This window comes from Pseudomonas sp. HD6515, from assembly GCF_024971855.1.
GTDB lineage: Bacteria > Pseudomonadota > Gammaproteobacteria > Pseudomonadales > Pseudomonadaceae > Aquipseudomonas > Aquipseudomonas alloputida.
The window spans coordinates 6229584-6243196 of sequence record NZ_CP079827.1 but is presented as its reverse complement, the minus strand read 5'-3'; the positions used below and the strand labels follow the sequence as shown (position 1 = coordinate 6243196).

The 13613-nt window shown below is 59.6% G+C and carries 13 protein-coding genes; 6 read left to right on the top strand and 7 right to left on the bottom strand.

The window, feature by feature from the left end; genetic code table 11:
* Positions 1 to 76: 76 nt before the first annotated feature.
* A complete protein-coding gene (gene cls, locus KW568_RS28645; RefSeq protein ID WP_003253247.1) occupies positions 77 to 1516 on the bottom strand; it encodes a cardiolipin synthase in 1440 nt (479 codons plus the stop codon).
* Between the two features lie 132 nt (positions 1517 to 1648).
* On the opposite strand from cls, the gene KW568_RS28640 reads away from it, so the two are divergent.
* Positions 1649 to 2176 carry a DUF3617 domain-containing protein gene (locus tag KW568_RS28640; RefSeq protein ID WP_004575190.1) on the top strand — a complete coding sequence of 176 codons (528 nt, stop codon included), beginning with the start codon at positions 1649 to 1651 and terminating at the stop codon, positions 2174 to 2176.
* Between the two features lie 272 nt (positions 2177 to 2448).
* On the opposite strand, the gene KW568_RS28635 is transcribed toward KW568_RS28640, so the two are convergent.
* Positions 2449 to 2829, bottom strand: a complete 381-nt coding sequence (locus KW568_RS28635) for a hypothetical protein (protein ID WP_004575191.1) — start codon at positions 2827 to 2829, stop codon at positions 2449 to 2451.
* A gap of 114 nt (positions 2830 to 2943) precedes the next feature.
* Between KW568_RS28635 and zigA the strand changes: the two genes are divergently transcribed.
* The 3 genes from zigA to KW568_RS28620 are packed head-to-tail and all read left to right on the top strand — an operon-like array spanning position 2944 to position 5787.
* Positions 2944 to 4152 (top strand): zinc metallochaperone GTPase ZigA, encoded by a 1209-nt coding sequence (gene zigA, locus KW568_RS28630; protein WP_004575192.1) that lies wholly within the window; start codon positions 2944 to 2946, stop codon positions 4150 to 4152.
* Positions 4149 to 4775 (top strand): DUF1826 domain-containing protein, encoded by a 627-nt coding sequence (locus tag KW568_RS28625; RefSeq protein WP_004575193.1) that lies wholly within the window; start codon positions 4149 to 4151, stop codon positions 4773 to 4775. Before zigA ends, KW568_RS28625 begins: the two co-directional genes overlap by 4 nt.
* A 40-nt stretch (positions 4776 to 4815) precedes the next feature.
* Positions 4816 to 5787 (top strand): GTP-binding protein, encoded by a 972-nt coding sequence (locus tag KW568_RS28620; RefSeq protein WP_004575194.1) that lies wholly within the window; start codon positions 4816 to 4818, stop codon positions 5785 to 5787.
* Here KW568_RS28620 and KW568_RS28615 read toward each other — a convergent pair whose 3' ends face one another.
* Complete coding sequence (locus KW568_RS28615) at positions 5788 to 6180, bottom strand: DUF3301 domain-containing protein (RefSeq protein ID WP_003253259.1); 393 nt, start codon at positions 6178 to 6180, stop codon at positions 5788 to 5790.
* Positions 6181 to 6300: 120 nt separating this feature from the next.
* On the opposite strand from KW568_RS28615, the gene pdxY reads away from it, so the two are divergent.
* Positions 6301 to 7173, top strand: coding sequence for a pyridoxal kinase PdxY (gene pdxY / locus KW568_RS28610; protein ID WP_004575195.1), 873 nt, complete (start codon positions 6301 to 6303; stop codon positions 7171 to 7173).
* On the opposite strand, the gene KW568_RS28605 is transcribed toward pdxY, so the two are convergent.
* Entirely contained in the window at positions 7170 to 7655 is a 486-nt protein-coding gene (locus KW568_RS28605) for an acyl-CoA thioesterase (RefSeq protein WP_003253263.1), read from the bottom strand. The two genes, pdxY and KW568_RS28605, sit on opposite strands and share 4 nt — an antisense overlap.
* Before the next feature lie 338 nt (positions 7656 to 7993).
* On the opposite strand from KW568_RS28605, the gene KW568_RS28600 reads away from it, so the two are divergent.
* Positions 7994 to 9754, top strand: a complete 1761-nt coding sequence (locus tag KW568_RS28600; protein ID WP_004575196.1) for a cation:proton antiporter — start codon at positions 7994 to 7996, stop codon at positions 9752 to 9754.
* A 158-nt stretch (positions 9755 to 9912) separates the two neighbouring features.
* Here the strand turns inward: KW568_RS28600 and KW568_RS28595 are convergent, their stop codons facing one another.
* From KW568_RS28595 to uvrD, 3 genes are all read right to left on the bottom strand, one after another.
* Positions 9913 to 10320, bottom strand: a complete 408-nt coding sequence (locus tag KW568_RS28595; protein WP_003253266.1) for an SMI1/KNR4 family protein — start codon at positions 10318 to 10320, stop codon at positions 9913 to 9915.
* Between the two features lie 113 nt (positions 10321 to 10433).
* The gene (locus tag KW568_RS28590; protein ID WP_003253268.1) at positions 10434 to 11288 is read right to left on the bottom strand and encodes a Tim44 domain-containing protein; all 855 of its coding nucleotides are present in this window, start codon (positions 11286 to 11288) and stop codon (positions 10434 to 10436) included.
* 131 nt (positions 11289 to 11419) lie between these two features.
* Entirely contained in the window at positions 11420 to 13606 is a 2187-nt protein-coding gene (gene uvrD / locus KW568_RS28585; RefSeq protein WP_004575197.1) for a DNA helicase II, read from the bottom strand.
* Positions 13607 to 13613 lie beyond the last annotated feature (7 nt).

The window sequence follows — 13613 nt, the reverse complement described above, 5'->3', positions numbered from 1 at the left end:
TGTGCAGCCTAAATTGCTGGGGCCGCGTTACGGCCCTTTCGCGGTAAAGGTCGCTCTCACAACGGGCGTGCTCACCTTAAAGAATCGGCGATATCAGCCGCGCAATCCGCATCCCCAACTGCTGTAGTCGATGGGTGTCTTGGGTGTCTTCTGCAGTAATTTCCCGCGCGTGTTCGAAGTCTTCGTGGAGCATGTGCTCGACCTGGTCGGCGAAGCCGCGATCGACTGTCAGCAGGGTAATCTCGAAGTTCAGACGGAACGAGCGGTTGTCCAGGTTGGCACTCCCAATCGCGCTGACGTCATCATCCACCAGCACCACCTTCTGATGCAGAAACCCGGGTTGGTAACGGAACATACGTACCCCCGCGCGCACCGCTTCGAAGGCAAACAGGCTGGAGGCGGCGTAGACGATGCGGTGGTCCGGCCGTGACGGGATGAGCACCCGCACATCGACTCCTCGTAGTACCGCCAGCCGCAAAGCGGCGAACACGGCCTCGTCAGGGATGAAGTAGGGGCTGGTGATCCACACCCTGCGGGTGGCCGAATGAATCGCCTCAAGGAAGAACAGCGAGCAGGTTTCTTGTGGGTCTGCCGGGCCGCTGGCCAAGGCCTGACACAGCACTCCGTTGTCCGGGTACGTATCGGGCAGGATCAGCGGCGGTAGCTGGCGCGTGGCCCAATACCAGTCCTCGGCGAACGACTCTTGCAGGCAGGCCAGTACCGGCCCGCTGATCTGTACGTGGGTGTCACGCCAGGGTGAAAGCTGTGGGTGTTCACCCAAATACTCGTCTCCCACGTTGTGACCGCCAATGAAGCCGAGCAAGCCATCCACCACCACAATCTTGCGATGGTTGCGGAAGTTCACCTGGAAGCGGTTGAACCAGCCGCGACGGGTGGCGAATGCATGGATCTGCACGCCGCCGTCACGCAGCATCTGGCTGTAGCTGGCCGGCAAGGCGTGGCTGCCGACACGGTCGTACAGCACGAACACCTGCACGCCTTCGGCGGCTTTGCGTAGCAAAAGTTGCTGCAGTGCCTTGCCGAGGGTGTCGTCATGAATGATGAAGAACTGCACCAATACCACATCGCGTGCTTTTTCGATGGCTGCGAAGATGGCATCGAAGGTGGCCTTGCCATTGATCAGCAGTTTTACCTGGTTATTTGCCAGGCATGGCATGCGACCCAGCTTGGGCATCGCCCGCAACGCTGCGTAGCTTTCGGACTCGCGGGCGGTAAGGGCTTCTTCAACCCAAGGTCGCCAGTTGAGGTTGGCCATGGCCACGTGCATTTCCTGGTTGGCCTGACGCCGAGCCTTGATGTAGGCGTAGAACGAGCGGGCGCCGAAGATCAGGTAGGGGATCAAGGTGAGGTAGGGGATGAAGAGCAAGGGCATCGCCCACGCAATGGCACCCTGAGCTGTCCGCACGGTGAACAGCGCATGCAGTGCGGCGACTATACCCAGCAGATGGATCAGGCCGAGTAGGTAACCAAAGAAGTAGGGGCTGTGGTAATCCATATGCATCCTGCTTGCCGAGTACACTTGAGGTAACAGAACACGTTCCCGGTCCGCCTGCAACCCGCAGGCGGATTTGGCGTCTAAGGCTCAGTCCGGCCCGTTTGACCGGTTTTTTTCCAGGAGCGTTCGTCCATGAAGATTCGTCTGCCACTGTTGGCGTTGGCCCTAGGCATGAGCAGTCCGCTGGTGCAAGCCCAGATGCTGCAACCGGGGTTGTGGGAGCTGACCACCAGCAAAATGCAGGTCGATGGCAAGCCGCTGCCCGACATGGAATTCATGCTTGGCCAGTTGAAGAACCTGCCGCCAGAGCAGCGCGCAATGATGGAAGGGGTGTTGGCCAAACAAGGGGTCAGTGTAGGTGGCAAGGGTGTGCGATCGTGCCTGACACCAGAACAGGTGGCAACGAATGACATTCCGCTGCAGGACCCGAAATCGGGCTGCACTCAGAAGATTACCGACCGTACCGGTAACGTGTGGAAATTCCAGTTCAGCTGCCCGAAGGCACAGGGTAGTGGCCAGGCTACATTTCTCAGTGATCGGGAATTCACCACCCAGGTCAGTGGCACGTTCAACGCATCGGGTGTGCAGCAGCAAGGCAGCATGAACACGCGTGCGGTGTGGCTAGGCAATGACTGCGGGACAGTCAAACCGCGCAGCTGAAGTTCCATTGCCACTGGCGGGTGGCAACCGCGTCGTGGGCATGCAGCCTCTGTTGCCGTTCGAGCAGCCGAGCATGGCCAGTTCCAGAAGTCGGTAGGGAAACGAATAGTTCCACGTGGAACATTTCGTTTTCAATCCTTGCCTCGACGCGGTTAAGGCATAGCTTTTAGGCCTGAGAACGGCTGATCAAGGCAGGCGTTTTCAGCAAACGCTCAAAGCTGATGTGCGAATAGGCGGCAGTAGAGGCAAAGCCTTCAAAACAAAAGAAGGCATCAACGGCAGCCCTCGATCAAGCTGCAATGCAGCTTGAAGCGCTCCCCGCTGGAACTCGATACGCGGTTCAAGGTGGTCCAGCCTACTCGGCGGCTGTAACCCACCCAGGCCTCACCATTGCTGGCCAGGCCGGTAAAAAAAGTCAACGTGCCATAGCGGCTGTTGGTTTGTGCCCATAGTCGGCGGCTGCTGAAGTCATAGCCGCGAAGGTAGAACGTGCTGCCTTCGGTGCGCACGCTGTAGTAGTTGCCTTTGCCGTCCTGGCAAGCGAGCAGCGTCGCGCTTCGCGTACAAAGGGCCAATGCACCGTTTTGCGGCATGGCCAACAGCGAGGCAGGCATGGTGAGCACCAGCAATGCCATGACGCGTGGCAGATTCATTTTTCATCCCCTGTGAGCACTCGTCCGTCGAGAAGCACTTGGCGAAATTGTATTGTTACTTTATAACATTGTGCAATGCATCGTTTCGAATGCGTCTGCCTGAAGGGGTTCGCCATGTCCAATCGTCTTCCCGTCACCGTGCTGTCCGGCTTTTTGGGCGCCGGCAAGAGCACGCTGCTCAACCATGTGCTGCGCAACCGCGACAACCTGCGGGTGGCGGTAATCGTCAACGATATGAGTGAAATCAACATCGATGCCAGTGAGGTGCAGCGCAATGTCAGCCTCAACCGCGCTGAAGAGAAACTGGTCGAGATGAGCAACGGCTGCATTTGCTGCACGTTGCGCGAAGACCTGCTTGAGGAGGTTGCACGGCTGGCCGAAGAGGGACGTTTCGATTATTTGTTGATCGAATCCACCGGTATCTCTGAGCCACTGCCAGTGGCTGAGACCTTCACTTTCCGTGACGAGCTGGGTCGCAGTCTGTCCGATATGGCGCGACTGGACACCATGGTCACCGTGGTCGATGGCTTGAACTTCCTGCGCGACTATCAAGCAGCAGAGAGCCTGGCCAGCCGTGGTGAAACGTTGGGCGAAGAAGACGAGCGGTCGATCAGTGATTTGCTGATCGAACAGGTCGAGTTCGCAGATGTACTGCTGCTGAGCAAGATCGACCTGATCAGCCAACATGAGCGCGAAGAGCTCATCGCCATTTTGCGCAGCCTCAATGCCCGGGCGCAGATCGTACCCATGGTCATGGGCCAAGTGCCGCTGGCACGGATCCTCAACACCGGGCTGTTCGACTTCGATCAAGCGGCCCAGGCACCAGGCTGGTTGCAGGAGCTGCGCGGTGAACATGTACCAGAAACCGAAGAGTACGGTATCGCGGCCATGACCTGGCAGGCTCGACGCCCGCTTCATCCACAGCGCTTTTACGACTTTATCCACAAGGACTGGGAAAACGGAAGGCTGCTGCGTTCCAAAGGGTTTTTCTGGTTGGCCAGCAAATATCAGGAAGCTGGCAGCTGGTCGCAAGCGGGCGGCATGATGCGCCATGGTCTGGCTGGCCGCTGGTGGCGCTTCGTGCCACGCGAGCAGTGGCCACAGGATGTGGATAACACGAATGCGATCTTGAAACACTGGACCGCCGACACCGGTGACTGCCGACAGGAGTTGGTGTTTATTGGGCAGAATATCAACGTCGAAAAATTATCCACAGCCCTGGATGCATGCCTGTTGACGGATCAAGAAATGGGCTTGGGTCACATGGGCTGGCTGCGTTTACCTGACCCATTTGGCCCATGGCATGAGGAAGCGGCAGCATGAACCTGGCTCACCGACCTGTGGATATCTTTCAGGTGTTTGGCGAGACGCCCCAAGTGCTGGCCGAAGTGCTGCAGGATGGCGTGAACCTGGCTGTCTGGCGGCGGCGCTTGCCGGCACAACTGGAGGACTTTGCCGCACTGGTGATCAGCCTTGGCCAGCCCTTGGCTGATCAGCGGGTGATTGATGTGAACGAGGAGCAGAAGCCGGTATTGCCAGATCTGCTGCGTGAAGCGGCGGATTTGCATGGGTATGAAGCTTTCGTTGCTGATGTGACGTGGTTGGTGGCGGCTTATACCTGTCTGGTTGGCGCACGACGGGTCGGTTTGCGCTTGCGCGTGTTGAACGCTCCGATGTGCCCACGCTTCCATGTGGATAACGTACCGTTGCGCTTGCTCACCACTTACGTCGGCTCAGGTAGTGAGTGGTTGCAAGAGCGGGATAGCTGTCGTGGAGAGTTACACACAGCTCAGCCACCTGTGGATAACATCCAGCACCTTCAAGCCGCCGAGGTTGCGGTACTTAAAGGCGAACAATGGCAGGGTAACGAAGGGGCAGGCCTGGTGCATCGGTCCCCTTCTACGCAGCGGGGGCGTTTGCTGCTCAGCCTTGACTGGCTGGCCTGACGGCGCATAGTGAGGCATCACCGCCGCCTGAAGCCACCCCATGCTGCAGAACATTCCCACCCATGTAATTGCCGGCCCGCTTGGTGCTGGCAAGACCACGCTGATCCGTCACTTGCTGGCTCAGCGCCCAGCCAACGAGCGCTGGGCGGTATTGATCAACGAGTTCGGCCTTGTCGGCCTGGATGCGGCCTTACTCAGCCGTGACGAAGACGGCATCGCCATCGGCGAGGTCGCAGGGGGCTGCCTGTGCTGCGTCAACGGCATGCCGTTCCAGGTGGGCCTGGGACGACTGCTGCGCAAATCGCGGCCTGACAGGCTGTTTATCGAACCTTCCGGCCTGGGCCATCCCTTGCAGCTGCTGGCTCAGCTGCAACAAGCGCCTTGGGTTGGAGTGCTGACAATTCAGCCACTCATGATGGTTGTGGATGCCCAGGCCATGGCTCGAAACGAGCCTCTGCCAGAGGCTCAACAGCAGGCTTTCAACGCCTCTGAAAGCGTGATTTTCAATAAGTCAGAGGCTGTGGATGAAATACATAAGTTGTTGATAAGTAATAAATTTAAAGAAAAGAAGATCATGTGGACCGTGCAGGGGCAGTTGCCTTTTTCCGGCCTCCCGACGGTATCTCCACAGATTGTTGACAGCCCATTCTTGAAAAACAGGATTGTCGACAATCCTGGAATCGCTCCAGCAGCACTGTGGGCTGACCCGAGTCAACCGATTTGCCTTGCCCAGCAAGGGGAGGGCGGTTGGAGTATTGGCTGGCGGTGGCACCCTGGCCAACAGTTTTATCCACAGCGGCTAAAGGCTTTCTTGTGTGCTTGGCCATGGCGACGGGCCAAGGGAGTTATCCACAGCATGGAGGGCTGGTGGTCATTCAATGGGCTGAATGGGGATATGCCCGCTTGGCAGCCCAGCGACTGGCGGAAGGACACGCGTATCGAGCTGATTTTCGATCAGCCGCAACCGCAACCCGCATTGCAAGCCGGGTTGGATGAATGTCGCGTCAGTTGATCAGTTGCGCCAGCGGTTATGCTCCTGGCGCCATTGCTGCATCTCTATGACGTTGTCGGCGCGCGGTGGGGTCTTGATTTCGAACGGGTAGGGCGCCAGCTCGATCTGCACACTGTGGGCGCCGAACTGGGTCGCGGTGCCGGGGTGACGTTGCTCACCCGTGACGGTGAATTCGAAGGCATAGACGCGTGCCAGGCGCTTGCGGCCATTGGCATCCCGGACAAAGGCGATGCGCTTGAGCGCTACGGCATCGTCAAGCAACTCCAGGTCGAGTTTGGCGCAATGCTGTTTGACCCGTTCCAGGGCCTTTTCACGCAACCCATGGTTGTGCCACAACCAGGCGCCTGCCGTGGCTACCAGCATCAGGACGAAGAGGTTCTCCAGGGTCAACATTTGCATATGCTCCAAACAGGTAGATCCAGCTTAACTGCGTTCCTGGCCTGTCGTACAGGTAGCAATCGAGTTCATACTGCGCTGCGCACAATCCTAGAAACAGCTTTGGAAACCTCCCGCATGAAACGTACCCCGCACCTGCTCGCCATTCAGTCCCACGTGGTGTTCGGCCACGCCGGCAACAGCGCCGCGGTATTCCCCATGCAGCGTATCGGGGTCAATGCCTGGCCACTCAATACCGTGCAGTTCTCCAATCACACACAGTATGGCCAGTGGGCGGGCGAAGTGCTTGCCCCAGCGCAAATTCCTGCGTTGGTGGAAGGCATTTCCAACATCGGCGAGCTGGGCCACTGCGATGCGGTGCTTTCCGGCTACCTGGGCAGTGCCGAACAAGGGCGAGCGATCCTGGCCGGCGTCGAGCGGATCAAGGCGGTAAACCCAAAAGCGTTATACCTGTGCGACCCGGTCATGGGGCACCCGGAAAAGGGCTGCATCGTGCCGCCCGAAGTCAGTGAGTTCCTGCTTGACGAGGCTGCAGCCACGGCGGACATCCTGTGCCCCAACCAGCTGGAGTTGGACAGCTTCTGTGGGCGCCGCGCCCAGTCGCTGGAGGACTGCGTGAACATGGCGCGCAGCCTGCTGCAGCGTGGACCACAGGTTGTACTGGTCAAGCACCTGGCGTACCCCGGGCGGGCCGAAGAGCATTTCGAAATGCTGCTGGTGACCGCCGAGCACAGCTGGCACTTACGCCGCCCACTGCTGGCGTTTCCGCGTCAGCCGGTGGGGGTGGGTGACCTGACCTCAGGCCTGTTCCTGGCGCGTGTGCTGCTTGGCGACAGCTGGGTGCAGGCATTCGAATTCACGGCTGCGGCAGTGCATGAAGTGCTGCTGGAAACCCAGGCCTGCGCCAGCTACGAATTGCAGCTGGTACGGGCCCAGGACCGCATTGCGCACCCACGGGTGCGCTTCGAAGCGCAGTTGCTCGCGCTTTAAATGGCGTCGGTTTTCAAGTCCTGATAGCGCTTTTCCAGTTCCTGGCGGATCTGCCGGCGCTGCTGGCCTTGCAGGAAGCGGCGCTTTTCTTCGCTGCTGTGCGGCTGGCGTGGTGGCACCGGCACCGGGCGGCGGTTGTCGTCGACCGCGACCATGGTGAAGAAGCAGCTGTTGGAATGGCGCACCGAGCGCTCGCGAATGTTCTCGGTCACGACTTTGATGCCAACTTCCATCGAAGTGTTGCCGGTGTAGTTGACCGACGCCAGGAAGGTCACCAGTTCACCCACGTGCACGGGTTCACGGAAGATCACCTGGTCGACCGACAGGGTCACCACATAACTGCCGGCGTAACGGCTGGCACATGCATAAGCCACTTCGTCGAGGTACTTGAGCAGGGTGCCGCCATGTACGTTGCCAGAAAAGTTGGCCATGTCCGGGGTCATCAGGACGGTCATGCTCAGCTGGGCGTTTCCAGGTTCCATAGTGTGCTCACGGTGAGGTTGCGCTGAATCGGGCGAATGGAGGGCGTTATCTGCTGACACTTCTGTTCCCCTCTTTGAATTTGCCTTGCTGATACGGGACGTTGGCTGGCGCGCTGTCGTCACGCTGATCATGCCATCACGAGCGCTTTTCCAGCCGATCTGTTTCTGCATATTGCACTGGCTTTTTGCGGCGGGGTGCGATGTTAACCTGAGTACGCCCATGCAACATGGGTGTTCCCGGATTCAATACAGTATGTACTTGCTGCTCGCTCAGGTTTGCCTCGGCAGAGGAGCGGTCTGCCCAGGCATTCACAAGACGAGAAAAGGAGTATCACGCCATGCATGCCATCAGCTTCATCCAGGACCTGGCAGTCATCATGCTGGTCGCTGGCGTGGTCACCATTCTTTTTCACCGTTTCAAGCAGCCGGTGGTGCTGGGCTACATTGTCGCCGGCTTCATCATTGGCCCGCACACTCCGCCGTTCGGCCTGATTCATGACGAAGACACCATCAAGACCCTCGCCGAACTGGGGGTGATCTTCCTGATGTTCTGCCTGGGGCTCGAGTTCAGCTTGCGCAAGCTGTTCAAGGTTGGTGCCACGGCGTTTATCGCAGCGTTCCTGGAAATCGTCCTGATGATCTGGATCGGTTTCGAGATTGGCCGCTGGTTTGGCTGGAACACCATGGATTCACTGTTCCTGGGCGCCATCCTGGCCATTTCCTCCACCACCATCATCGTCAAGGCGCTCAACGACTTGAAGATGAAGAACGAGCGCTTTGCCCAGCTGATCTTCGGCGTACTGATCGTCGAGGACATTCTGGGTATCGGTATCATTGCCCTGCTGTCGGGCATCGCGGTCAGCGGCACGGTCAGCTCGGGCGAAGTGTTCTCCACTGTCGGCAAGCTGTCGCTGTTCATGATCGTCGCCTTGGTCATCGGTATTTTGCTGGTACCGCGGTTACTGGCCTATGTCGCCAAGTTCGAAAGCAACGAAATGTTGCTGATCACTGTTCTGGGCCTGTGTTTCGGCTTCTGCCTGCTGGTTGTGAAGCTGGAGTACAGCATGGTGCTAGGCGCTTTCCTGATTGGCGCAATCATGGCCGAATCACGCCAGTTGCTGAAGATCGAACGCCTGATCGAGCCTGTACGCGACCTGTTCAGTGCCATCTTCTTCGTCGCCATCGGCCTGATGATCGACCCTCAGGTACTGATCGACTATGCCTGGCCTATCGTTGTCATCACTCTGGCGGTGGTGCTGGGCAAAATGCTGTCTTGCGGCATGGGGGCGTTCATTGCCGGCAATGACGGGCGTACGTCTTTGCGTGTGGGCATGGGGCTTTCGCAGATCGGCGAGTTCTCCTTCATCATTGCCGCGCTGGGCATGACCCTGCAGGTGACCAGCGACTTCCTTTACCCGGTGGCGGTGGCGGTATCGGCAATCACCACGTTGCTGACACCCTACCTCATCCGCGCGGCTGACCCGTTGTCGCAGAAACTGGGCAATGTGGTGCCCGCCCGCCTCGCACGCGTGTTGTCGTTGTATGGCGAGTGGTTACGCAACATCCAGCCGCAGGGCGAGAGTGCCATGCTGGCGGCGATGATCCGGCGTATCCTGTTGCAGGTCGGGGTGAACCTGGCGCTGGTGATCGCCATCTTCTTCAGTGGCGGCTACTTTGCAGGGCGTATCGGCAATTGGCTCAGTGAGTGGGTCAGCGATGTCAGCCAGCAGAAGGCCGTCATATGGGGGGCTGCTTTGTTGCTGTCACTGCCATTCCTGATCGCTGCGTACCGCAAGCTAAAGGCACTCTCGATGCTGCTGGCAGAGATGGGCGTGAAGCCGGAAATGGCCGGGCGACATACCCAGCGCGTGCGCCGTGTGATCGCCGAAGTGATCCCGCTGTTGTCGTTGCTGGTGATTTTCCTGCTGCTGTCGGCATTGTCCGCCAGCATTCTGCCCACCAGCGAATTGCTGCTGGTGATTGCCGTGGTAGCTGCGGTGGTGGTGGCGTTGTTGTGGCGCTGGTTTATCCGCGTGCACACGCGCATGCAGATCGCGTTGCTGGAGACGCTGGAGAACAGTCGCGAGAACTCGCACTAAGGGGGTTACGCCCTGGTCAAGGTATCTCGCCCGCCCGAGGAGATGGGGTTATAGCGATGTCGCCAGGCGCAAAAAGCCTGGCGATTTTAACGACCTTGAGGCGCTGAGACGTCATTGTTACTGACTCAGATCGCGAGCTTCTCTATAGGTGCTAGCGATCAGCTCTCCAGCCAAACATCTCGCGCCCAGTGCCACACCGATTCCCAACTGTCTTCGCCGACAATTTCCTCTTCGGCATCCCACAGCACCACGGTGCCGTCCTCTTCGACGCAATAGTAATTGTCGCCGTCCTGGCACAGCGGAATCAGGTCACGCGGTACGCCGGCATCCCAGGCGTTGGAGGCCACATCTGGCAGGTAGGTGTGCGACTGCGGATCAGTGACGGTAACAGGCTCAAGGGAGCCGTAAACCACATCACTTACGGTCAGCAGAAACTCTTTGAACACGAATGGAATATTGATGAACAGCTGTTCTTCGATCTCTACCAGCTGGTCTTCATCGGGAAGCTCCAGGGGCACTGGTACTGGCTCATTCGCTTCACGGAGTTGTTCGATCACTTCTTCCACGGTTCACTTCCTCTGACCTAGATGACAACGCTGCGCCTTATACCCTAGTAGCCCACTTTGGCAAAAGCAAAAACCCCGGGCAAGCCCGGGGTTCTCTGTTTAGCACGCAGCGATTAGCCGTTTTGACGGATACCGGCTACCAGCCAAGGCTGGTTCTCGCCTTGGGCGCGAACCATGTGCCAGCTTTCGCTGAACACTTCGCCCTGGTCGAAGCGCGAATTCTTCGACACGCCACGGAAGGTCAGGGTCGCGTCGGTGCGGTCGGCGCGGTCATCGACACCGTCCAGTTGCACTTCCAGGTTATCGATGTAGGTAGACTGGAAGCCATCACCCAGTTCAGCACGCTCACGCTTGAGGAACTCAAGCATTTGCGGGGTAACGAACTCGCTGATCTTGTCCATTTCATTGGCATCCCAGTGCTGCTGCAGCGACTGGAAGTGGTTACGGGCTGCCGCCAGGAAGCTCTGCTCGTTGAACCAGGCCGGGGCGTTGATCACCGGTGCGGCTGCGGCAGCAGGTGCGGCCGAACCACCGAAAATCGAAGGCTGGGCAGGCTGCGCGTGAGCCTCACGCTGCATCGGCGCATGGCCTGGCATGGCCATTTGTGGCTGCTGCTGGCGGCGGCGCGCGGCGATGAAGCGGAACACGAGGAAGGCGATGAGCGCCACGATCAGGAAGTCCATGATCTGGAAGCCTTCGAAACCGTCGCCCATGAACATGGAAGCCAGCAGGCCACCGGCGGCGAGGCCGGCCAGTGGGCCCAACCAGCGCGAAGCACCGCTGGCGGCAGCCGGTGCACGGCCAGGTGCGGTCGGCGCGGCAGCAGGCGTGGTTGGCGTAGCCTGGCGGGTCTGGTGGATAGGCGCGGAGCCCGAGCTCTTGCCGCCGCCGAAACGCTTGGCGCTGGCGTCCAGGCTCAGCGTCAGGCCGACGCAGAGCGCCAGTGCGATGCTAAGAAAACGTTGCATAAGTGGGATATCCCCTGTTGTGGATTGCACGCGCGTCATGGTGCACAGGTTCCCGGGCACATGACCAGCGACATAGTGTTTCGAGCTTTTGCCTGATGTTACAAAGTTGGCAGGCCCGACCCTTGTGGGCTTTAGACAGCCTCGAGCTTGGCATACCCCAGCATCAGCCATTTGCTACCTTCGGCAAAATTCACCTGCACCCGCGCCTGAGCGCCAGAACCCTCGAAGTTGAGGATTACGCCTTCGCCGAATACCGCATGCTGCACACGCTGGCCAAGGTTGAACGCGGTCTGCGGAATGCTGGCATTGGCGAACAGGTTGCTGTTGGTGGCCGTCTTGGCCCCGCCGAACGGGCGGCTGACACTGTTGGACAGGCGTACTTCCTGAACCAGGCCGGCCGGAATTTCACGCACGAAACGCGACACCTTGTTATACGTCTCGCTGCCATAAAGGCGGCGTGTTTCGGCGTAGGTCATGACCAGCTGGCGCATGGCGCGGGTGATGCCTACATAGGCCAGGCGTCGTTCCTCTTCCAGGCGGCCGGGTTCTTCCAGGCTCATCTTGTGCGGGAACAAGCCTTCTTCCATGCCCACCAGGAACACATAGGGGAACTCCAGGCCTTTGGCGCTGTGCAGGGTCATCAGCTGGATGCTGTCTTCATGCTCGTCAGCCTGAGTATCGCCAGCTTCGAGTGAGGCGTGGCCAAGGAAGGCCGAGAGCGGGGACAGGTCGGCGTCTTCGTCGGTGGACTCGAAGTTGCGTGCCGCACTGACCAGTTCCTCAAGGTTTTCTACGCGTGCCTGGCCCTTTTCACCTTTTTCTTCCTGGTGATAGGTGATCAGGCCGGACTGTTCGATGGTGGTCTGGGTCATGGTATGCAGCGGCATGTCCACAACCTTGGCGGCCAGCCCCTCGATCAGCTCGATAAAGGCCCCCAGGGCACTGGCGGCGCGGCCCTTCAGGGCCTTGGCGGCGAGCAGCTGGCACATGGCCTCCCACATGGACAGCTGGCTGTGACGGGCGTGCTCGCGGATGGCTTCGACGGTTTTTTCGCCAATACCGCGCGGCGGCACGTTGATCACCCGCTCCAGAGCGGCATCGTTGCCACGCCCTTCGATCAGGCGCAGGTAAGCCATGGCATTCTTGATTTCGGCGCGCTCGAAGAAGCGCTGGCCGCCATAGATGCGGTAGGGGATGCGCTCGCGCAGCAGGGCCTCTTCCAGCACGCGCGACTGGGCGTTGGAGCGGTACAGGATGGCAATCTCGTTGCGCGCATTGCCCTGCTTGACCAGGCTCTCGATGGTTTCCACGACATAGCGCGCTTCGTCGTGCTCGTTGTAGGCCGCGTACAGGGTCAGTGGTTCGCCTTCGCCCATGTCGGTCCACAGTTCCTTGCCCAGGCGCCCGCTGTTGTTGGCGATCAGCGCGTTGGCCGCCTTGAGGATGCCGCCGGTGGAGCGGTAGTTCTGCTCCAGGCGGATCATTTCGGCGTCGGGGAAGTCGGCGGTGTACTGGTGAATGTTTTCGATCTTGGCGCCGCGCCAGCCGTAGATCGACTGGTCGTCATCGCCTACCGCCATCAGGCTGTCGCCACCGCGTGCCAGCAGGCGCAACCAGGCGTACTGCACGGCGTTGGTATCCTGGAACTCGTCCACCAGCACGTGGCGGAAGCGTCGTTGATAGTGCTCCAGCAGGCCCGGATGGTCACGCCACAGGTCCAGGGCGCGAAGCAGCAGCTCGGAGAAATCGATGACACCGGCGCGCTCGCACGCCTGCTCGTAGGCCGTATAGACCTCGCGCATGGTCGCCAGGAACAGGTCGCCCCCCGCCTGGATGTGCTGCGGGCGCAGGCCTTCGTCTTTCTGCCCGTTGATGAACCACTGGGCCTGGCGTGCCGGCCACTTCTGCTCGTCCAGGCCCAACTCGCGCATGACCCGCTTGATCAGGCGCTGCTGGTCGTCGCTGTCGAGGATCTGGAAGTTCTGCACCAGCCGCGCTTCCTGCCAGTGGGCCCGCAACAGGCGATGGGCCAGGCCGTGGAAGGTGCCGACCCACATGCCTGCCGGGTTGATGCCCAACAGTTGCTCGATCCGCTGGCGCATTTCTGCTGCGGCCTTGTTGGTGAACGTCACCGACAGGATCGAGTGCGGTGATGCCTGCTCGACCTGGATCAGCCAGGCGATGCGGTGTACCAGCACGCGGGTTTTACCGGAACCGGCGCCGGCAAGCACCAGTTGACGCCCGAGCGTGGCCGCTACGGCCTGGCGTTGGGCATCGTTGAGGGAATTCAGCAGGAGAGAGAGGTCGTCTGTGCGCATCGGGCCA